Genomic DNA, 21,930 nt, shown 5'->3' on the forward strand with positions numbered 1-21,930 from the left:
ATGATGCGATTTTGAACACGGACTGCTATCCTGAGCGGAGGCTTCCATGACAAAGGGGACACGCATGAATACCATCCATCTCGCATTGGCCGCCGGGCTGCTCGCCGCCGGCGGCGCGCACGCGCAGTTGCTGGACGGCGCGGCGGCATCGAAGGACTTGTCGGCCACGCGCACGCTGTCCCCGCCGTTCGCGAAGATCCAGCCCGTCCCGCGCACGTACATGGGCAATGCGGCGGAAACGGATGGCCTGCGCTACCAGGACAAGAGCGCGTTCGGCGTCTACGTCTCCGATCCCAAGCTGTTCGCGGGCGTCAACCTGTCGCCGAACTTCGCCATCGAGACGGGCTACGCGAACCTGTACACGCGCGGCTACCACTTCGCCGATTACGCCCGGCCCGACGAGGTGAATGGCGCGCTCGGCACGAAGGGCGCCAACAGCTACCTGGCGGCGCGGCTGAACGTGCCCGTCAACGACCAGTTCTCCGCGTACGGCAAGCTGGGCGTCGCCGTCAGCGAGCGCGTGGCCCACGACAAGACGTATCGCAATACCGCGTCGGACACGGACGTCGGCCCGTACGTCGGCATGGGCGCGCGCTACAAGGTCAGCGAGAAGGCGTCCGTGACGGCGGGCTACGAGCAGTACGGCAACACCGCGAAGAAATGGGGAAGCGAGACCAATAACTCGGGCCTGCAGGCCAAGTTCAAGATGGGTTTCTGAGCCTGTGTCACAATCGCGGGCATGGAAAAACTGCTCTCCGAATTGAACCGCCTGTACCTGCTGCCGGACAGCCCGGCCGCGCAGCGCGGCCCCGGCCCGGACGCGGACCTTGTCTCCGGCGCGGGCCTCCTGCGCGCCATCGCGATCCCGTTCCGCAAGGCGCCCGGCGCGGATGCCCAGCACTGGGAACGCCTGTGCACCGTCGCGAACGGCCTGCAGGCCGACTTCGGCTTCCCGGCCCCCGCGGTGAGCGTGACGAGCACCGGCGGCTTCATGCTGTGGCTGTCGCTGGCGGCGCCCGTGCCGGTCGCGGACGCGCGCCGCTTCGTCGCCGGCCTGGACCGGTTGTGGCCGGACACGCTGCCGCCCGCCGACACGATCGGCGTCCCCGTCGAATTGCCGCCGTGCCCGAACGCGGCGACGGGGACGTGGGCCGCGTTCATCCATCCGGGCATGGGTGCGTCGTTCGCGGACGAGTCCGGGCTCGACATGGCGCCGCCCGCGGCGGGGCAGGTCGCGTTCCTGGAAGGCCTGGACAGCATCGCGCCCGGCCAGTTCGCGCAAGCGCTGGCGCGGCTCGAGGCCCCCGCGGCACCCGTCGCCGCGCCGCCGCCTCCCGCCGCCGACGGCCTGCTGCTGAAGGACGCGACGCTGGAAGACATCGTCCGCGTCCTGCACGCGCGCGGCATCGAACCCACGTTCCGCTTCACGTTGCCGCGATGAAGCGCGCCTTGCTGGCCGCGGCCGCCGCCGTCGCGCTGAACGCGCAGGCGGCCAACCCGATCGTCAAGGGCTGGTATGCCGATCCGGAGATCCGCCTCTTCGGCGACACGTACTGGATCTATCCGACGTATTCCGCGGACTACGAACGACCTGCGCGGCCGACGGCCTTCACGCCGGACCAGCAGCGGATGCGCGCACGCTCGGACCTGATCTGGGCGCCGTTCCTGAAGCAGACGTTCCTCGACGCCTTCTCGTCGCGCGACCTCGTGCACTGGACGCGGCACGAGCGCGTGCTCGACGTCGCGCACGTGGCCTGGGCCGCGTATGCCGTGTGGGCGCCGTCGGCCATCGCGCACGACGGCAAGTACTACCTGTTCTTCGGCGCGAACGACATCAAGGGCAACGACCAGCTGGGCGGCATCGGCGTGGCCATCGGCGACCGGCCCGAAGGTCCGTTCAAGGATGCGCTCGGCAAGCCGCTGATCGGCCGGATCCACAACGGCGCGCAGCCGATCGACCCGATGGTGTTCAAGGACGACGACGGCCAGGCGTACATGGTCTACGGCGGCTGGAAGCACGCCAACGTCGTGAAACTCGCGCCGGACCTGCTCGGGGTCGTGCCGTTCCCGGACGGGACGACGTACAAGGACATCACGCCCGATCCGGACTACGTGGAAGGCCCGTTCATGGCCAAGCGCCGTGGCGTGTACTACTTCATGTGGTCGGAAGGGGAGTGGACCGGGCCGGACTACCGCGTCGCGTATGCGATGGGCCCGTCGCCGTTCGGACCGTTCAAGCGCGTCGGCACGATCCTCGCGCAGGATGGCAAGATCGCGCGCGGCGCGGGCCACCACTCGATCGTCAACGTGCCCGGCACCGACGAGTGGTACATCGCCTACCACCGCCGCCCGCTGGGCGAGACCGACGGCAACCATCGCGAGCTGGCCGTCGAGCGCCTCTACTTCAACGACGACGGCACGATCCGGCCCGTGGTCATGACGAAGCGGCGCGTGCGCTGATCACGGCGCGAGACACGCCGCCAGCTCGTCCGGCGTCCCTTTTGGAAACGCCGCTTTCAAATAATCGAGGAACGCCGACACGCGCGCGCTCAGCAGCCTGCGCGACGGGTACAACGCCCACAGCGCGATCTCGGGCCCGGCCACGTTGCCCCAGCGCACCAGCCGCCCGGCCGCGAGATCGTGGCTGACGACCGACGCGGGCAAGCAGCCCGCACCGACGCCCGCCCGCACCGCGTCGCGCACCATCACGAGCGACGACAGGCGCAAGACCGGGTCGATCGCGATGTCCGGCTGGCCCGCCACCTGCCACGCCGCCTGGTCGCCCACGGGCCGCACGACGGCGGGAACGGGTGCCCCACCGGCCGGCCGCGCCAGATGCGGTGCCGCCACGACGACGAGCCGGTCGCGCAGGAAGATGCGGCCGACGAGGTTCTCGTCCGGATCGGGATTCACGCGGATGACGAGGTCGTAGCCTTCCTCGACCATGTCCACGGGCCGGTCTTCCGTCGTCACCTCCAGCCGCACGTCGGGATACGCCCGCGCGAAGCCTGCGGCCAGCATGCCCATCGCCGTCAGCGAGAACAGCAGCGGGGCGCTGATGCGCAGCCGGCCGCGCGGCCGGTCGCCGCCCGAGGCGAGGGCCGCCGCCGTCTCGTCGATCTCCGCGAGGAGTGCCCCGGTCCGCTCGTGCAGCGCGCGTCCTTCCTGCGTGAGCTTCAGCAGGCGAGCGCCCCGTTCGAACAGGCGCAGGCCGAGATCCGCTTCCAGTTCCGCGACGCGGCGCGACAGCGTCGCCTTCGGCCGGCCCGTCTCGCGGGCGGCACGGCCGAAGCCGCCGTGGCGGGCGACGAGATTGAAATCGGCGAGGGCGAGCAAGTCCATGTGTTCCACCTGTGAGACGGGATGTCCAATATTACCGTCTATCGGTCCATCTGCGGGATGTCTAAGCTGTGAAGCGTCAACCGACACTTTTCACAACCCAACAGGAGCACACATCATGACCATTCTCGTCACCGGCGCAACGGGCAACATCGGCCACCACGTCGTTAGCCAACTCGTGCAGCGCGGCGCCCCCGTGCGCGCACTCGTCCGCAATCCCGCCAAGGCTGCATTTCCGGATGGCGTCGACGTCGTCCAGGGCGACCTCCTCGACGTGGATGCCCTGCGCCGCGCATTCGACGGCGTGTCGACGCTGTTCCTGCTGAACGCCGTCGTCCCCGACGAATTCACGCAGGCGCTCGTCACGCTGAACGTGGCGCGGGAAGCGGGCGTGCAGCGGGTCGTCTACCTGTCCGTGATCCACAGCGACCTGTATGTGAACGTGCCGCACTTCGCCGGTAAATTCGGCGTCGAGCGGATGATCGAGCAGATGGGCTTTGCCGCCACCATCCTGCGTCCGGCCTATTTCATCGACAACGACGTCACGATCAAGGACGTGGTGCTGGGCTACGGCGTGTATCCGATGCCGGTCGGCGCCAGGGGCCTCGCGATGGTCGATGCGCGCGATATCGCGGAGGTGGCCGCCATTGAACTGGTCCGCCGCCACGATGCCGCGCAGCCGCTGCCGCTCAAGCGCATCAACGTCGTCGGCCCGGACACGCTGACGGGTGCCGACGTCGCCGCCATCTGGTCCGACGTGTTGCAGCGTCCGATCGCGTACGGCGGCGACGACACGGCCGCCTTCGAACAGAACCTGCGCCAGTTCATGCCGGCCTGGATGGCCTACGACATGCGCCTGATGAGCGAGCGCTTCCTCACCGACGGCATGGTGCCGGCCGCCGGCGACGTCGAGCGCCTGACCGCGCTGCTGGGCCGTCCACTGCGCAGCTATCGCGCATTCGCCGCCGCCATCGCCGCGGCCTGAACCCGGGTGCTTCGGCTTTCCCGAACTTCTGCTTCCGATATTTCTGATTCTATTGTTCCTCTGACAGCTTTACACTTTGTCCGTCGTCAATATAAGGCGACCTGCCGATCCAGAGCCGATCGGTGGAACCACAGCTGAAAGGGAATTGAAATGAATCGAGTGTCATTGAACGCGGGCGTGAAGCTTGTCATCGCCGTCGTCGTGCTGATCCTGCTGTTCGCGCTGGCACCGTTCGGGACGGTGCCGGCGGGCCATCGCGGCGTGATGACGACGTTCGGCAGCCCGAGCGACCAGGTGCTGAGCGAGGGCATCCACTTCCGCGTGCCGATCGCGCAGAAGCTCAACCTCGTCAACGTCTCGATCCAGAAGGGCGAAGGCGATGGCGATGCCGCCTCGCGCGACCTGCAGACCGTGCACACCCGCGTGGCGCTGAACTACCACGTCCGTCCGGATGCCGCGATGACGGTGTTCCGCGACCTGGGCAACGAGCCGGGCCAGCGCATCATCATCCCCGCCGTGCAGGAAGCGGTGAAGGCCGTCACGGCCCGCTTCACGGCCGAGGAACTGATCGCCAAGCGTACCGACGTGCGCGACCAGATCGTCACCCAGCTGCGCGAACGGCTGGCGCGCCACGGCATCGTCGTGGACGAGTTCTCGATCGTGAACTTCAATTTCTCGCGCTCGTTCAATGAGGCGATCGAAGCGAAGACGACGGCCGAACAGCTCAAGCTGAAGGCGGAACGCGACCTGCAGCGGATCGAGGTGGAGGCGAAGCAGCGCGTCGCCCAGGCCAAGGCCGAAGCCGAATCGCTGGCCGTGCAGCGCCAGCAGGTGACGCCGGAACTGATCCGCCTGCGCGAGATGGAGAACCAGCGCATGGCGATCGAGAAGTGGGATGGCAAGCTGCCCAGCGTGGCGGGTGGTGCGGTCCCGTTCATCAACGTGAGCAACGGCGTTAAATGATCCTCGCAATCGTAAGCAAGTGAAACAGGAGTGGCGTCGGCGTATGGCTGGGATCGTGCAGTCAACGCCGCGCTACGTCTTGCAACGCACGTTCGCTTGTCTGCATGCATATTTGATCTCCCGGTCATTGATATGCACACCGGTAACAGATCCTTACCAATCCCCAATGTTTCGTTCTTGAACACATTGCTATCGTGGCGCCTCACACCACCACAGGAGATAGCCATGAAAGCACTGACCTTCGCCCTCGCCGCTGCCACGCTCGTCGCCGGCACTGCCGCCCACGCGCAGCAGTCGACGACGTTCAAGCCGTATATCGGCGCGGGCGTCGCGAGCACCAGCAACCGGGAAACCGACGGCCGCCACGCCGACGCGAAGATCTTCGGCGGCGTGGACTTCTCGAACAACCTGGGCGTGGAAGCGGGCTACGTCAATTTCTCCAGCCGCGACCGCCAGTATTCGGAAGCGTTGACGAGCATCCCGGGCGGCGTGAATACGACGACGAAGGGGTACGGCGCGTACGTCGCCGCGAAGTACACGGTGCCCATCACCGACCGTTTCTCAACATACGGCAAGCTGGGTCTCGCGCACAGCCAGCGCAAGTGGAGCAACAGCATCGGCTACTCGGCAACGGAGAACGACAACGACGTGTATGCCGGCGTGGGCGCGCAGTACAAGCTGAACGACACGCTGTCCCTCGTCGGCGAGTACGAGAACTACGGCCAGCGCAAGGATTTCGGCGCGCGCGCGGGCGTGTGGTCGGCGGGGCTGAAGGTCGGCTTCTGATTGCCCGTCAGGAAAAACCACGTTAGACTTGCGTTGTCGGAAAAGGCAGACTTGGTTATAGGTAGGCCCAAGTCCTTTCGGAAACGAAAGCTCTGTTTCATGCGTCCGCGCATGCGAACCCTCGACGAACACTGGCGCCCGTTGGCGCCAACTGTTCGTCCGTGTGGTCGTCATGTCGATGCGCCGCTCCGGTCGAACAGTCGATCAAGGAGCAGCCCATGGACGCATCGTCATCCTCATTTTTTCTCCGCTTTACCGGTCGCACCGGCATCATCGCCGTCTCCGTTTTCTTCAACTTCGCCGGCTTCACCCTGATCATTCCCGTGCTGCCGTTTTCGGTGGCGCGCTACGTCGCGGCACCCGACGTCGCCTGGTGGGTGTCGGCTATCCTCGCCCTGTATTCGCTCTGTTCGTTCATCGCGGCGCCCGTGCTCGGCGCGCTGAGCGATCGCTTCGGGCGGCGGCCGGTGATGCTGGTGTCGCTGTGCGGCTCCGCCCTCGGATTCGCCGTGTTCGGTGTCGGCGGGGCGTTATGGGTATTGGTGCTGGGCCGCGTGATCGAAGGCCTGACGGCCGGCAGCATCTCGGCCCTGTATGCGTATGTCGCCGACACCCACGGTCCCGCCGAACGCGGTCCGGCGTTCGGCACGCTCGGCGCCGCGGGCGGCCTTGGCTTCATGGTGGGGCCCGTCCTGGGCGGTGCCCTCGGCCAGGTGTCGCTGTCGGCGCCGCTGTATGGCGCGGCCGCCGTGGCGCTGCTGAATTGCGTGCTGGTCTGGTTCTGCATGCCGGAAAGCCATCCGCACGCGCGCCGCAGCGTACGCCTGCATTGGGGCCAGTTCAACGCCGTGGGCCAGCTGCTGCGCGCGCTGCGCGAATCGCGCCTGCGCCTGCTGTTCGCGGTCGTGTTCTGCTTCGCCCTGGGCGGCACCGTGCTGCAGGCGAACCTGACGGTGCTGCTGAAGGACTTGCTGGCCTTCCAGCCGGGCAGCATCGGGCTGGTGCTGGCATGCGTAGGCGTGATGGACATCGTCAGCCAGGGCTTCGCCGCGCCGCGGCTGCAAACCCGTTTCGGCGAGCGCCGCGTCGCCGCTGCCGGCCTCGCGATCAATGGACTCGGCCTCGCCATCGTCGCGCTGCTGCCGCTGCACGCCATCGTGCCGCTGCTCGTGGCCGGGATCGCGGTCTTCACATTCGGCGACGGCCTGTTCCAGCCATCCGCGAGCGCGTTGATCGCCAATGCCGCGCCGCCGGAACGGCAGGGCGAAGTGCAGGGCGCAAACCAGGCGCAGCAGGCCATCGCCCGGACGGCGGGACCGCTGGCGTCGGCCTGGCTGTACGGCGTCGCGGCGAGTGCGCCGTATGCGGTGGCCGCGATCGTCGTGCTGGCGGCGGCCGTGGCGCTGTCGCGCAAATCCTGAAAAAAAAGCGGGACCGAAGTCCCGCCAAGAGGGTACAGCAGAAGAGGAGGTAAAGCGTTACGTCGGCTTAAAAGCGGTAGGTCAGCGACGCCTCCCACGCGCGGCCGAAGATCGGACGCGCGTTGATCGGGCCGGTGCTGGCGCCCACGAGGCGCGAGTTACCCTCGGTCAGGCCGAGCGAATTGTTGACGTTGGTGCCCGTGACGCGGAATTCCAGCTTGTCGGACAGCTCGGCCAGGATGCCCAGGTCCAGCGTGTTATACGACGGCAGGTACTGGGTGTTCTGCTGGTCCGCCCAGCGCGCGCCGATGTGCGAGTAGGTGCCGTAGAAGCGCAGGGCATAGTCGCCGATCGGCAGGCGGTAGCTCGGCGAGAAGCGGTACTGGAACTTCGGCTGGCGCTGCACCTGGTTGCCGGCGATGGTCGGATTGTCCTTGTACGTCGAATCCTGCCAGTCGCCCGTCAGCTGCAGTTGCAGGCCCGCGATCGGACGCACCGCCAGTTCGAATTCCACGCCCTTGCCGTGCGAACCGCTCACCGAATACAGCACGCCCGACGTCGTGATCTGCTGGAACGAGATGCCCGTGAAGTCCGTGAAGAACGCGTTCACGTAGGCGCTGTACAGCGGCGTCGCCGTCTTGTAGCCGATCTCGTACTGCGTGACTTTCGGCGTCGGGACGCGATTGCGGTCGTTCACGACATCCTGCGTGCCGGCGTTGCGCAGGTCGTCGAAGTAGATGAACGTGTGGCCCTGGTTGGCGCGCACGAACACGCTGGAATCCTTGGTCAGCTTGTACAGGCCGCCCGCGGTGAACGAGTTCGCGGTGTCGTCGCGCGACAGGCCCGTGAAGCTGCCGCTCGGCGTCGACGTGCCGTTGTTGTAGACCGTCAGCGGATTGTTGTCCGGATCGACCGAGGTCAGGTTCGAGATCGAGCCCGAGATGTGCTGCTTCTCGTGGCGCATGCCGGCGTCGACCTTGATGCGGTCGTTGATGCGCCATTCGTCGGCGATGAACACCGCCGTGTTGCGGCCGTCGTACGAGGCGATTGGCGCGTAGAACACGTTGCCATCCGTGCCATTTTGCGAGACGACGGCACCGTTGTTCAGCTTGACGTCGATGAGGCGCGCGTTCGGCGTCGCGGTCATCAGGTGGCTGTTGCCCAGGTACCAGACGTCGTGCGACGAATAGTTCGCGATATACGCGCCGGCCGTGATCGTGTTGTCATTGCCGATGTCTTTCGAGACGCGGAACTCGTCCGTGAACGAGCGCAGCTTCTTCTCGACGGCCCACAGGCCCGCCTGCACCACCTGCTGGTTGGCCGCGACGGTGCCCCCGCCGTTCGTGTACGTAATTGCGCCGCCGGTGGCAGCGACGCCGCCCGCCGCGGCCAGCACTGCTGAATTGCCGTTGGCGGAGGAGACGGCCTGGCTCACGTAGTCGGCCGCGCTCAGCGGGTTGTTACCCGTGAACATGGCGATCGTGTTCAGGTCGCCCTTGAAGTAGTTGAACTTGTTCGACACGTCCCAGCCGTTGAGCTTTTGCTGGAAATCCGCGCCGACCAGGTTCGACGAGAGGCCGCGGCCGTCGCCCAGGTCGTACGTCAGGGTCTTGCCCGGACCGGCTTCCACCGTGAAGTTGCGCATCTCGTTGCTCATCAGCGTCCCGCGCAGCGGATCGAAGCCGGGGAACGACGAGATCGTGTGGCCGTTGTTCGAGGAGATCAGCGGCACGCCCGTGTAGAACGCGTTCTTGTCCGACGTCGAGCGGGCGTAGACCGTCAGTTCTCCCTGGTCCAGCTTGCGGGTCAGCGAGGCGGACAGCTGGCCGCCGTCGTCGGCCGGGAAGCCGGCGTCGCGCACGCCGTTCGTCGTGCGGTAGAAGCCGCCGATCATGCCGTACCAGCCGTCGGCGATCTTGCCGCTGTAGACGCCGTCGAAGCGGCGCAGGCTGCCGGTACCGGTCGTGAAGCGCAGGCTGCCTTCCGGCTCGTCGCCGCCTTTCTTCATGATGAAGTTCATCGTGGCGCCCGGCTGGCCGCTCGAGTAGATCGTGCTCGGACCGCCGCGCAGCACTTCCACGCGCTCGATCGTGTCATCGAGGCGGAACGCGGACGAGCCTTCGAAGAACGACAGCACGGGCACCGGGAAGATCGGGTTGCCGTTCATCTGCACGGAGACGAACGGCGAGTCGCTGCCCGACGGGAAGCCGCGCACTTCGATGTTGGCGCCGGACTGGCCGCCCGTCGCTTCGGCATACACGCCCGGGACGATCTTCAGCACGTCGGCGGTCGACGACGGTGCGGCCTGCTTCAGCTGCTCTTCGGTCGCGGTCGTGATCGAGAAGCTCGTGTCGATCTTGCGCGTGCCGGAGGCCGATGCCGTACCGGTCACGACGACTTGCTGGATTTCTTGCTGGACATTGTCCTGAGCGGCCGCATGGGACTGGGCAACGAGGGCGAGGACAGCGAGGGCAACTGCCGACAGTTGCGGGAACTGCATGGTGTTTTTCAGCATTGTTTTATTCATCTTACGCTCTCAGTGATTGGGAACCGGCTGCGGGGCGTCTCCTCCCCGATTTACTTGTCGATTGATGGTTCGACAAGGAAAGTCTGGCCATTGAAACATCGGATTGACATCGATGTCAATCAAAATGCTATCGATGTCATTTTTTGTCGACACGACAAAAAAATCTGTCATAATCCATCCCGCTCAAGTAATCTGTTACCGCTACCCCAAGCTTATTTCTCACGACCTATTGCTTACAAGACTATGGCGCAAGCGAAGAAACCCCTGACCGGCGATACCGCCGTGACGATGGAAGACCTGGCGAAGATCGCCGGGGTCTCCACGATCACGGTGTCGCGGGCATTGCGCGACAGTCCGCTCGTGACGGAAAACACGCGGGAAAAGATTCGCAAGATCGCGCAGGAGCAGGGCTATCGCTTCAACATCAGCGCCCGCAACCTGCGCATGCGCCGGTCGTATTCCGTCGCCGTCGTCGTCGAGATGACGCCCGTGAAGGGCCGGCCGATGTCCGACCCGTATCCGCTCGAACTGCTGGGCGGCATCACGCAGGAACTCACCACCGCCGGCTACAGCGTCGTGCTCACGTCCAAGCAGCTGCTCGACACGGCCCCGGTGCAGGGCGCCGACGGCCTGATCCTGCTGGGCCAGGGCTCGCACGGCGAGGCCGTGAAAGCCTTGCAGCAGACCACGTTGCCGCTCGTCGTGTGGGGCGCGCCGGAAGAAGGCGCCACGTACACGGTCGTCGGTTCCGACAACCGCAAGGGCGGCGCCAGCGTCGCCGAGCGCTTCCTGGAGCAGGGCCGGCGCAAGCTGATCTTCGTCGGCGACGTCGACCACGCCGAGGTGCAGGAACGCTGTGCCGGCTTCATCGACGCGCTGTCCGGCCGCGCCACCGTGCACATCCTGCGTCCGAAGGCATTCACGTTCGAAGCGGGCTTCGACTGCGTCACGTCGATCCTGAAAAAGAAGAACGGCCACAGCATCGACGGCCTGTTCGCCGCCAGCGACCTGCTGGCGATGGGCGCCATCCGCGCGCTGACCGAAGCGGGCCTGCGCGTGCCCGACGATATTTCCGTGATCGGCTACGACGACACGCCGGGCGCCTCCAGCTTCGTGCCGCCGCTCACGAGCGTCCACCAATACCTGCGCGACGGCGGCGTGCTGCTCGCGAAAAAAATGCTGGCCATGATCGAAGGCCAGCCGGCGCATTCGGAAATGCTGCCGACCACGCTGATCGTACGCCACACCTGATCACGCTACATCACCCATAAGCTTGAAGAACGCGCCCCGCGCACGAGACGAGGAAACTGAAGTGAAAGATGACATCGATAACACTAATGACATCGATAACAATAACGCCATCGCGGCCGAGTCGTGGCGCATCCGCGAAGACGCGCTGGACCCGGCGCGTGCGTTCCTGCACGAGACCCTGTTCACCCTGGGGAATGGCTGGATCGGCATGCGCGGCACGCCGGACGAAGGCACCGTCGGCGCTGCCGGCCAGACGCTGGAAGGCACGTACCTGAACGGCTTCCACGACACCGAAGCGATCCGCTACCCGGAAAACGCGTACGGCCTCGCCCGCATCAACGAATTCATGCTGAACGTGCCGAATGCGAAGCGCATCGCGGCCGTCATCGATGGCGAACGCTTTGCGCTGGACGCCGGCAACGTGCTCGCGTGGGACCGCACGCTGGACTTCCGCACCGGCCTGCTCGAGCGCACGGTCGAGTGGGAGACCGCCACGGGCAAGCGCGTGCGCATCGCCAGCCGCCGCCTCGTGTCCCTCGCACGCAAGCACGTCGCCGCGATCGAATACGCCGTCACGCCGCTGAATTTTTCAGGGGGCGTGCGCATCGTCGCGGACATCGATGCGGACGTGACGAATCTGCAGGCCGGCGACGATCCGCGCGTCGGTTCCGCGCTGACTGGGGCGTCGCTGATCGAGACGCAGCGCGAGGTGGGCGGCGAGCCCGGCGCACACGACGTGCTGCTGCTGCAGCGCACGCGCCACAGCGGTTTTACGCTGGCCACGGCGACGGATGCCGTGCCGTCCAGCGCCGCCCGCGTCGAGCAGGTCGGACTGGGCCACGCGTTCGATGCCGACGTCGCGCAGGGCGCCACGTTCACCGTGCACAAGTACGTCGCCTACGCGAGCTCGCGCGACATGGCGCAGGACGCCGTCGGCCCGCACGCGCGCGCCGAGCTGGCGCAGGCTCGCGCGGCCGGCTTCGATGCCCTGGCCGCCGAGCAGGCCGGCTATCTGTCCCGCTTCTGGGAAGACGCCGACGTGGCGATCTCCGGCGACGACGCCCTGCAGCAGGGCGTGCACTTCAACCAGTTCCACCTGCTGCAATCGGTCGGCCGCGACGGCAAGACGAATATCGCGGCCAAGGGCGTGACGGGCGAAGGCTACGAAGGCCACTATTTCTGGGATACGGAAATCTACGTGTTCCCGTTCTTCCTGTATTCCCGTCCCGAGATTGCGCGCGCGCTGCTGCAGTACCGCTACAACGGCCTGCCGAAGGCACGCGAGCGCGCCCGCCAGATGGCGCATGCGAAAGGCGCGCTGTACCCGTGGCGCACGATCGCCGGCGAGGAATGCTCGGCCTACTTCCCGGCCGGGACGGCGCAATACCACATCAACGCGGACGTCGCGTACTCGATCCGTTTATACCTGCTGGCGACCGGCGACTTCGACTTCATGGCGGAGCAGGGCGCCGAGATCGTGCTGGAAACGGCGCGCATCTGGACGGGCATCGGCAGCTACGACCGCGCGCAGCGCTTCTGCATCAACGCGGTGACGGGACCGGACGAATACACGGCCATCGTCAACAACAACTACTACACGAACGCGATGGCGCGCATGCACATGACGTTCGCGGCGGACGTCGCGGAGCGCCTGCGTGCCGAACGCCCGGCGGACTACGCGCGCGTGGCGCAAGCCATCGGCCTCGAGGACGCCGAGATCCGGGCGTGGCGCGCCGCCAGCGCCGCGATGCGCCTGCCGTACGACGACGCGCTCGGCATCCACGAGCAGGACGACAGCTTCCTGTCCAAGAAACCGTGGGACTTCGCGAACACGCCGAAGGAGAATTACCCGCTGCTGCTGCACTACCACCCGCTCGTGATCTATCGCCACCAGGTGTGCAAGCAGGCGGACGTCGTGCTGGCGCTGCTGCTGCTGTCGAACCAGTTCTCGCTCGACGACAAGCGCCGCGACTTCGATTTCTATGAGCGTGTGACGACGCACGATTCCTCGCTGTCCTCGTGCATCTTCAGCATCGTCGCGAGCGAGATCGGCTACCGCGACAAGGCGTACGGCTACTTCATGGAGACGGCGCGCCTGGATCTCGACAACACGCACGCGAACACGCAATACGGCGTGCACACGGCCGCGATGGCCGGCACGTGGCTCGGCGTCGCCTACGGCTTCGCCGGCATGCGCCTCGACGACGCGGGCCTGCGCTTCGCGCCGACGCTTCCCGACCGGTGGACGGGCTACCGCTTCAAGGCGCAGGTGCGCGGCGCGCTGCTGGAAGTCGCGGTCGACGGCGCCGGCACCGACTACCGCCTGCTGCGCGGCGCCAGCCTCACCTTCGCGCACGCTGGAACCACGATCGCCCTGGACGCGCAGCGCGCCCACATCCGCATGGAGAACTCACAATGACTTCAAGATTCAAAGCCGTCATCTTCGACCTCGACGGCGTCATCACCGACACGGCGCACTACCACTACCTGGCGTGGAAGCGCCTCGCGGACAGCGTCGATGCGCCGTTCGACGCAGCGTTCAACGAACAACTGAAGGGCGTCGACCGCATGGGATCCCTGGACCTGATCCTCGCACGCGCGCCGCGCACGTACACGCTTGAAGAAAAGCGCGCGTTGGCCGATGCGAAGAACACGCATTACCAGCAACTGATCGCGACCATGACCCCGGACGATCTGCTGCCGGGCGCCCTGCGCGCGCTGGAAGAGGTGCGCGCGGCGGGACTCCATATCGGCCTCGCGTCGGTCAGCCGCAACGCGTTCACGGTGCTGGACCGCCTGGGCATCCGCGACCGCTTCGACGACGTCGTCGACGCCGCGACCATCGTCAACGGCAAGCCCGATCCCGAGATTTTCCTGACGGCGGCCGCGCACCTGGGCGTCGATCCCAAGGATTGCCTGGGCGTGGAAGATGCCGCGGCGGGCGTCGCGTCGATCAAGGATGCGGGCATGTTCGCCGTCGGTGTCGGCAGTCCCGCGGTGCTGCATCGCGCCGACCGTGTGATACCGTCCATGGACGCGTTCCGGCTGCAGGACTACTAAAAAACATAAAACATAAAACACATTGGAGACAACATGAACCAACGACGCATCCTGCTCGCCCTGTTCATGATTTATTTCGTGTTCGCCATCCTGCTCAACAGCGTGGGGACGGTGATCCTGCAGGTCATCCACACCTACGGCGTCGACAAGGGCGCGGCGAGCGTGCTGGAAGGGTTCAAGGACCTGCCGATCGCGATCGTGTCGTTCTTCGTCGCGTCGACCCTGCCGCGCTTCGGCTACAAGAAGGCGATGCTGGTGGCGCTGGCGATCGTCACCATCGCCACGCTGGCGATGCCGCTGATCCCGGCCTTCGCGACGGCGAAACTGCTGTTCCTGTGCGTGGGCGTCGCGTTCGCGCTGGTGAAGGTGTCCGTGTACTCGACCATCGGCCTCGTCGCGCGTGACCGCAAGCACCATGCGGGCATCACGAACATGCTGGAGGGCTTCTTCATGGTCGGCGTGCTGTCGGCGTACTGGATCTTCGGCTTCTTCATCGATGCCGATCATCCAGCGTCGACGAGCTGGCTGAACGTCTACTGGCTGTTGTCCGTGCTGTGCGCGGCCACGTTCGTGCTCGTGCTGGCGACGACGTTCGACGAAGCCGGCGCCGCGCCGCCGGACAGCCGCGGGCCGGCGGCCGACTTCCTGCAGATGCTGCGCCTGTTCGTGCAGCCGCTCGTGTACGTGTTCGTGCTGACGGCGTTCCTGTCCGTCCTCGTCGAGCAGGCGATCGGTTCGTGGCTCCCCACGTTCAACAACGAGATCCTGATGCTGCCCGCCACGATGAGCGTGCAGGTGACGAGCATCTTCGCGGGCTGCCTCGCGGTGGGACGCCTGCTGGCCGGCGTCGTGATGCGCCGCCTGAACTGGTATCCCGTGCTGACCGTGTGCATGCTGGCGATGGGCGCGACGGTGCTCCTTACACTGCCGCTCACGCACGGCGTCAATCACGATCCGAACGTGACGTGGTCGACGGCGCCTGTCGCCGCGTTCCTGTTCCCGCTCATCGGCCTGTTCATGGCGCCGATCTACCCGGGCATCAATTCCGTGATGCTGAGTTCCCTGCCGCGCCACCAGCACGCACCGATGACGGGCCTGCTCGTGATCTTCTCGGCGCTTGGCGGCACCACGGGGTCATTGATCACGGGGTATGTGTTCGGCCACGTGAACGGGCACTTCGCGTTCTACCTGACGCTCGTGCCGATCGTGCTGATGGTGGGAAGCCTGTACGCGTTCAAGCGGCAGGTCGAAAAGACCGCCGGCGCGGCGTGGACGGCCCGGCCGCACGAGTTGATTTGACCTCCTTTACGGATCCGCAAGGACATCTTTGTTGCTGATCCGCTACGTTCTGACCTGTCCCTTCCTGATGGCGGCATTTCATGTGCCGCCTCGTGATCGCCGCCGCATGTGCGGCTGATCGCCCCCGTTTTTCCCGCCCATCCGACTACGTTTCCCTCTGGGGAACCGCTTTTGCGCCATTTGATCGCGCGCAAAATCGACTCCCAATTTGTTGTCACTAAGTTTGGTTTGATATCAAAACCGATATGGGAAAGCCAGAAAAAATCATTGGATCGATCATTGCCGCGTCTCTAACATTCAAAACATGCCAGTCGAGAAGTCAATATTTCTATAACTAGAAACACAGGAGACGTATGAAATCGCAATTATCTGCACGTCCTTTGGCCCTGAAGATGTCGGTTACCGCGTTGATGGGCGCCGGCCTGCTCACCAGCGCCTCCGTATGGGCGCAAGCCGCACCCGAAAAGACCGAGCCGGTCGAGACCGTGGTCGTCACGGGCGTCAAGGCATCGCTGATCAAGAGCCTGGCGATCAAGCGCACCAACGACCAGGTCGTGGAATCGGTCGTCGCCGACGACATCGGCAAGCTGCCAGATAACAATGTCGTCGAAGCGCTGCAGCGCGTGACGGGCATCCAGGTCACCGACCGCGCCGGCGGCGAAGTCGGCACCCTGTCCATCCGTGGCATGCCCGACGTGCAGACCACCTGGAACGGCCGCACCATTTTTACCGCCTCCGGCACGCAGGTCGCGCTGCAGGACATTCCGTCGACCCTGGTGCGCCAGATCGACGTCTACAAGACGCGCGACGCCAGCCAGCTGGAAACCGGAATCGCAGGCCAGATTGACGTCAAGTCGCTGCGGCCGTTCGATTTCAAGGGTTCGAAAATTTCGCTGTCGGCGCGTGAAACCTATCTCGATCCCGCGAAAACGGGGAACCCGCAGCTCAGCGGCATGTTGAGCAACCGCTGGCAAACCGGCTTCGGCGAATTCGGCGCCCTGGTCAATCTGTCGGATACCAAGACGAAATACCGCAACGAAAGCGTGACGCCGGGTGCGATGGTGCCGTTCGCCAGCCCCAATGCCGCGGAAGACCCCGCAGGTTATACGCCCTTGCAGCGCATTTTCGACAACAGTGTCTGGACGCCCGGTACGCGTACCGGCTTGCCGACCGCCGCGGGTTCGACGCTGAATTTCAACGGCAAGGCGTATCCGTACTACCTGTCGCGTGACGCAGTTTTCCAGAGCGACCTGCAGGGCGAGCGGGAGCGTCCTTCCGCCAATATCGCCTTGCAGTGGAAACCGAACAGCGATTCGGTCTACACGTTCGAATCGATGTACAACGGTTATCGTAACAAGTCGTTCAACAAGTTGCTGTTCAGCTTCGTCGACTGGTGGGGCGATCTCGGCACCAACCCCGCGGGCTCGATCACGACGTTCCCGGGAACGAACATCATCCAAAGCCGTACGGTCAATAACGTCTACGGCTTCAACAGCGGCGATTACACCACGTCGGCAACCGATTCCTACGTGTATGCCCTGAACGGCAAATGGGATATTGGCGACCGCCTGAAGCTGGAAGGCGACGTGTCGTACCAGACGAGTACCTTCCACTCGGAATTCACCGCCACCCGCATCGATCGCGTTGCGCCGTCCATCAACGTCAAGTTCAATGACGGCAGCAACAACACGGCGTTCCATTTCAACAACGATGCCGACCTGGCCGACCCGAGCAAGTGGAATGTCGCGCAGTTCTTCGATAACGCCAACCGCAACAAGGGCAGCGCCGCGACGGCCAGCCTGGCGGGCGTCTTCGATGCCGACTGGGGCGCGCTGCAGACGATCCAGTTCGGTGCGCGCTTCGACGACCGCAAGGCGTCGGAAGCCAACCGGACGCAATCGGCTGCGTTGAACCGCAACCTCGCCTCGCTGGGTCCGGAGTATTCCATCGTCAACTCGGGCTTCGGCACGGGCATCTCGGACGTTCCGCGCTCGTGGGTGGAGCCCAATGCCTACTACATCCGCGATCATATCGACGACTGGCGCAAGCTCTACAACTCGGTCGACGCGAACTTCCAGACGACGGATAAACTGAGCCTGCAGAAGACGTTCGATGTCGATGAAAAGACGACCAACCTGTTCCTGATGGGGAATACCCAGAACGACCTGTTCGGCCATCGCCTGCGCGGCAATTTCGGCGTGCGCTACGTCAAGGTCAAGACCGACATGAACTTCTACAAGGTCGATGCCACCACGAAGGCGGTCACCGCGACCGGTGCCAGCAAGTCGACCAGCAAGCTGCTGCCCAGCATGACCCTGATCTACGACCCGTCCAAGGACGTCGTGCTGCGCTTCAACTATGGCGAAACCCTGCGCCGCCCGGGCTTCGGTGACCTGAACCCTGTCTATCAACTCGCCGACGACGTGTCGAAGGTGGGTTACGGCTCGGGCAGCGGCGGCAATCCCGACCTGAAACCGACGCAGTCCAAGAACCTCGACCTGACGGGTGAGTGGTATTTCCAGAAGGATAGTGCACTCTACGGCACGCTGTTCAAGCGCAAGATCGACGGCCTGGTCGTGCCCCTGCGTCGCAAGGTCCACGTCGATCCGGCGAACGATCCGTTCCGCAACTCGACCTCGGGCGGCGACCATACGAACGGCTACGACTACGTCATCAACTCGCCGACCAACGCCTCGAACGGCACCATGAAGGGCGCCGAGATCGGCCTGATCTACTTCCCGAAGTGGCTGCCGAGCGCACTGGACGGCTTCGGCATCCAGGCCAGCTATACGCGTCTCACCTCGTCGCAGAACGTGCCCGAGGTTAATGATGCCGGCGACATCGTCTCGCAGCTCGAGACGCCGTTCTTCGGCGTGTCCAACAAGTCCTACAACGCCACGCTGGCGTACGAAAAGGGCCCGGTCAGCGCGCGCTTGTCCCAGGTCTGGCGCTCCGGCTTCCTGGCCAGCAACGAAGCCGCGTTGTTTGCCAATCCGATCGGTATCTGGCGTCATCCGGAGAAGAGCGTCGACATGCAGATCTCCTACAAGATCAACGACAACACGACGCTCGACATCAGTGGTGTCAACCTGACCAACGAAGTGCAGCAGGCGTACTACCATTTCGGCACTGCGGGTAACGCGCAGCTGACCAATTTCGGTACGCTCCAGATCGGACGTTCGGTCGCGGTCGGCCTGCGCTGGAAGCTGTAAGGCCCTGGGGTCGAACGACCCCGCCAGCCGGACAGGGCGTTGCTCGGTTCACACCAGCAACGCCCTGTCCGCATCTACGTTTTGCATCCCGGATCGGCCTGGTCCGGCGCCGCGGTCTGCGCCAGCAGCAGTGCCCGGAAATCGTCCGACCGCATCGGCTTGCCGATCAAATAGCCCTGCAGCACGTCGCATCCGGTCGAGCGGATCGCTTCCTTCTGCAGCTCCGTCTCGATCCCCTCGCAGATCACGTCCAGCTTGAGCGACTTGGCAAAGGCGATGACGCCGTTGACGATGTCCAGGCAGCGCCGGTCCTGTTCGATCTCGCGCACGAACGAGCGGTCGATCTTGATCGCGGTGATCGGCAAGGTGCGCAGGTACGACAGGTTCGAATAGCCGGTGCCGAAGTCGTCGAGCGCGATGCGGAAACCGTCGCGCTGCAGTGAGCGCAGCACCGACGCCGCCTTGTCGATGTCCTGCATCAGCATGCTCTCGGTGACTTCGAGCTTGATGCACTCGGGGTCCAGGTCGTAGCGGTTGACGAGGTTCTTCAGCAGCGGCGGCAGGTTTTCGTCCGTCAGCTGGCGCGGCGAGACGTTCACCGCCATGCGCAGCCGGTAGCCCAGCAATTCCCATTCGCGCGCCTGGCGGCACGCTTCTTCGCACACCCAGGCGCCGACGGCCGTGATGGCGGGCGAGCCTTCCAGCATCGGCAGGAACAGGTCGGGGGCGAGCAGCCCGAGGCGCGGATGTTCCCAGCGCAGCAGCGCCTCCGCACCGACGACGGCGCCGTTCACGGCGCTCACCTGCGGCTGGTAGAACAGCACGAACTGGCGGCGTTCGAGGGCGGAGAACACGTCCTGGCGCAGTTCCAGCCGCTGCTTGAGCAGGTGGCGCGCGGCCGTCGAGAAGATGGCGTACGTGTGGCGGCCATTGTCCTTGGCCTCGTACATCGCCGCGTCCGCGTTGTTGAGCAGCTCGTCGGCCGAATACTCGCGGCCGTTGCCGATCGCGATGCCGATGCTGCCGCCCACCGTCACGTAATGGCCGTCGACGGCGATGGGGGTCGCGAGGTGCCGCAGGACGGCCGCGGCCACACCCTTCGCGCCGTCGGCGTTCATGCCTTCGAGGACGACCACGAACTCGTCGCCGCTGATGCGCGCGACCGTGATGCCGGCGCCGGCGAGGCTGCCCAGGCGCCGTCCGATTTCCTGCAAGGCCATGTCGCCCGCGCTGTGGCCGTGGGCGTCGTTGACTTCCTTGAAGTGGTCGAGGTCGACGAACAGGACGCCGACCGGGCGCTCGTCCTCGACCGAACGTGCCAGGGCCTCGTCGAGCGCGCGCAGGCAACTGAGGCGGTTGTGCAGGCCCGTCAGGCTGTCGTGCGTGGCCAGGTGCAGCAGCCGCGTCTCCGCTTCCTTGCGCTCGGTGACGTCGGCGAAGAATGCGGTGACGCCTTCGCGCGACGGGTACACGCGCAATTCGAGCCAGATGCCCAGCGGCGCGTAGAAGTTCTCGCAACGGGCGACTTCGCGGTCGTGCATCGCGTGCTGGTAGGCGTCGTAGAACGGGCCCCCGACGGCTTCCGGGAACTCGTCCCACATGTTCTTGCCGATGAGGTCGTCCTGGCTACGGTCGATCCAGGCCGCGCCGCGCGCGTTGATGTACGTGAAGCGCCATTCGCGGTCGAGCGATACGCAGCCGTCGGAGATGCTCTCCAGCACGGTGCTGAGGCGTTCGCGCGCCTGCACGGCGGCCTGCTGGGCTTCGACGACTTCCGTCACATCCTGCAGGAAGGCGACGAAGTGGGTGGGCGTGTTCCCGTTCTCGCGCACGGGAAACAGGTGCATGCGGCACCAGAACGGGGTGCCGTCCTTGCGGTAGTTGCGCAGCAGCGCCGTGCAGATCTCGGCGCGCTCGACGCAGTGGCGGATCAGCGCGATCTCGGGCTGGTCGCGGTCGCCGCGCTGCAGGAAGCGGCAGTTGCGGCCGACGACTTCGTACAGCGCGTAACCCGTCATCCGTTCGAACGCGGGGTTGACGTACGCGATGGGATTGTCCGGCAGGCTGGCGTCGGAAATGATGATGCCCGTGTTGCTCGCCTCGATCAGTCGCTTGAAGAACGGCACCGGCAACTGTTCGATCTTGTCGAGGAGGGAGCGGACTTCTTCAGGAGAACAATTCTGCATGATCGTCTACCTTGGCGCTGGACGTTATCAGTGTAACGCCGCCTGAGGCCGGCATGCAGCACGAAAGACAGCGGTGTCCGCATCGGGTTGCCTGGCGGACGCGACCGGTTCAATCCACGCCCAGCGCCGCCATTTTCGCCCGCAGCGCCAGCCGGTCCGCATCGATCTGCGCGCCGTTCGTCTGGCGCGACAGCGCGGCCTTGTCCTTGCGGCCGAGGAAGTACGCGATGCGCTCGGCGTTGGCGCCGGACGGGTGCGGGATGCCGTGCAGGATCCGGTCCGCATCCAGCACGCCGCGCGCCGCGAGCCAGTCGAGCGCGAGGCCGACTTTCGGGCCCAGCGGCACGTACACCGCGTCGGGCAGCGACGCCGCTTCGGCCGCGAAATAGTCGAGCAACTGGGTCTGCAGCAGCGGCGTCGTCAGCATGTTCGGCGCCGCGCCGTTGTAATTCTTGTCGTTAACAAAGACGGGATGGCGCAGCACGGCTGTCACGTGCATCAGGTGCGCGTGCGCGCCGAACAGCGACGCGCAACTGGCGATGCCGAGCCAGCGCTGCAGGCCCACGTGGTCGAGCAGGGCGACGAGGTTCGGCCGGATCGCGCCGGAAAACGCGCCGGTGTACTTGGCCGCGCGCAGAATCTCATCCTCCGCGGCACCTTGCGCCAGCAGGCGCCGCGCCTCGCGCACGGCGTTCTTCCATTGCACGAAGCCGGGCGAGATGCCGACGAGGACGAGCCGCGCCCCGTGGTTCACGTAATCGAACGGGATGTAGTGCGCGCTGATGGTGCCCGCGCGCGCCAGCAGGAAGCCGGCCGGGATCTGCGCGGGCGTGCCCGCGAGGTCCGGATCGGTGTCCAGGATGAGGTCGCGGAACGTGGAAAAGGTCGCCTGCATAAAAAG

The 21,930-nt window shown here is 65.4% G+C and carries 16 protein-coding genes; 12 read left to right on the forward strand and 4 right to left on the reverse strand.

The window, feature by feature from the left end:
- Positions 1-64: 64 nt before the first annotated feature.
- The 3 genes from ACEN98_RS22520 to ACEN98_RS22530 are packed head-to-tail and all read left to right on the forward strand — an operon-like array spanning position 65 to position 2,460.
- Complete coding sequence (locus tag ACEN98_RS22520; RefSeq protein ID WP_413387163.1) at positions 65-718, forward strand: outer membrane protein; 654 nt, start codon at positions 65-67, stop codon at positions 716-718.
- Between the two features lie 21 nt (positions 719-739).
- Positions 740-1,441 (forward strand): hypothetical protein, encoded by a 702-nt coding sequence (locus ACEN98_RS22525; RefSeq protein WP_413387164.1) that lies wholly within the window; start codon positions 740-742, stop codon positions 1,439-1,441.
- Complete coding sequence (locus ACEN98_RS22530) at positions 1,438-2,460, forward strand: glycoside hydrolase family 43 protein (protein ID WP_413387165.1); 1,023 nt, start codon at positions 1,438-1,440, stop codon at positions 2,458-2,460. The genes ACEN98_RS22525 and ACEN98_RS22530 overlap by 4 nt, the downstream gene beginning before the upstream one ends.
- On the opposite strand, the gene ACEN98_RS22535 is transcribed toward ACEN98_RS22530, so the two are convergent.
- The gene (locus ACEN98_RS22535; RefSeq protein WP_413387166.1) at positions 2,461-3,342 is read right to left on the reverse strand and encodes a LysR family transcriptional regulator; all 882 of its coding nucleotides are present in this window, start codon (positions 3,340-3,342) and stop codon (positions 2,461-2,463) included.
- A 115-nt stretch (positions 3,343-3,457) separates the two neighbouring features.
- On the opposite strand from ACEN98_RS22535, the gene ACEN98_RS22540 reads away from it, so the two are divergent.
- From ACEN98_RS22540 to ACEN98_RS22555, 4 genes are all read left to right on the forward strand, one after another.
- Positions 3,458-4,324 (forward strand): SDR family oxidoreductase, encoded by an 867-nt coding sequence (locus tag ACEN98_RS22540; protein WP_413387167.1) that lies wholly within the window; start codon positions 3,458-3,460, stop codon positions 4,322-4,324.
- A gap of 150 nt (positions 4,325-4,474) precedes the next feature.
- On the forward strand, positions 4,475-5,287 hold the full coding sequence (locus ACEN98_RS22545) for a prohibitin family protein (protein ID WP_413387168.1): 813 nt from the start codon (positions 4,475-4,477) through the stop codon (positions 5,285-5,287).
- Positions 5,288-5,512: 225 nt separating this feature from the next.
- Positions 5,513-6,073 (forward strand): porin family protein, encoded by a 561-nt coding sequence (locus ACEN98_RS22550; protein ID WP_413387169.1) that lies wholly within the window; start codon positions 5,513-5,515, stop codon positions 6,071-6,073.
- 218 nt (positions 6,074-6,291) lie between these two features.
- The gene (locus ACEN98_RS22555) at positions 6,292-7,494 is read left to right on the forward strand and encodes an MFS transporter (protein WP_413387170.1); all 1,203 of its coding nucleotides are present in this window, start codon (positions 6,292-6,294) and stop codon (positions 7,492-7,494) included.
- Positions 7,495-7,561: 67 nt separating this feature from the next.
- On the opposite strand, the gene ACEN98_RS22560 is transcribed toward ACEN98_RS22555, so the two are convergent.
- Positions 7,562-10,009: a TonB-dependent receptor gene (locus ACEN98_RS22560; protein ID WP_413387171.1), complete on the reverse strand. Its 2,448-nt coding sequence runs from the start codon at positions 10,007-10,009 to the stop codon at positions 7,562-7,564.
- A 255-nt stretch (positions 10,010-10,264) separates the two neighbouring features.
- On the opposite strand from ACEN98_RS22560, the gene ACEN98_RS22565 reads away from it, so the two are divergent.
- The 5 genes from ACEN98_RS22565 to ACEN98_RS22585 all read left to right on the forward strand — a co-directional run bounded on the left by ACEN98_RS22565 (position 10,265) and on the right by ACEN98_RS22585 (position 18,843).
- Positions 10,265-11,272, forward strand: coding sequence for a LacI family DNA-binding transcriptional regulator (locus ACEN98_RS22565; RefSeq protein ID WP_413387172.1), 1,008 nt, complete (start codon positions 10,265-10,267; stop codon positions 11,270-11,272).
- A gap of 61 nt (positions 11,273-11,333) precedes the next feature.
- Positions 11,334-13,691, forward strand: coding sequence for a glycoside hydrolase family 65 protein (locus ACEN98_RS22570; protein ID WP_413387173.1), 2,358 nt, complete (start codon positions 11,334-11,336; stop codon positions 13,689-13,691).
- On the forward strand, positions 13,688-14,332 hold the full coding sequence (gene pgmB, locus ACEN98_RS22575; protein ID WP_413387176.1) for a beta-phosphoglucomutase: 645 nt from the start codon (positions 13,688-13,690) through the stop codon (positions 14,330-14,332). Before ACEN98_RS22570 ends, pgmB begins: the two co-directional genes overlap by 4 nt.
- A 33-nt stretch (positions 14,333-14,365) precedes the next feature.
- Positions 14,366-15,631: an MFS transporter gene (locus ACEN98_RS22580; protein WP_413387178.1), complete on the forward strand. Its 1,266-nt coding sequence runs from the start codon at positions 14,366-14,368 to the stop codon at positions 15,629-15,631.
- A 353-nt stretch (positions 15,632-15,984) separates the two neighbouring features.
- Positions 15,985-18,843: a TonB-dependent receptor gene (locus ACEN98_RS22585; protein ID WP_413387180.1), complete on the forward strand. Its 2,859-nt coding sequence runs from the start codon at positions 15,985-15,987 to the stop codon at positions 18,841-18,843.
- Positions 18,844-18,917: 74 nt separating this feature from the next.
- Here the strand turns inward: ACEN98_RS22585 and ACEN98_RS22590 are convergent, their stop codons facing one another.
- Both ACEN98_RS22590 and ACEN98_RS22595 read right to left on the reverse strand, forming a co-directional pair.
- Positions 18,918-21,029, reverse strand: a complete 2,112-nt coding sequence (locus ACEN98_RS22590) for an EAL domain-containing protein (protein WP_413387182.1) — start codon at positions 21,027-21,029, stop codon at positions 18,918-18,920.
- 109 nt (positions 21,030-21,138) lie between these two features.
- The gene (locus ACEN98_RS22595) at positions 21,139-21,924 is read right to left on the reverse strand and encodes a hypothetical protein (protein ID WP_413387184.1); all 786 of its coding nucleotides are present in this window, start codon (positions 21,922-21,924) and stop codon (positions 21,139-21,141) included.
- Positions 21,925-21,930 lie beyond the last annotated feature (6 nt).

It is taken from the genome of Massilia sp. CT11-137, assembly GCF_047302885.1.
Taxonomy (GTDB): domain Bacteria; phylum Pseudomonadota; class Gammaproteobacteria; order Burkholderiales; family Burkholderiaceae_D; genus Telluria; species Telluria orientalis.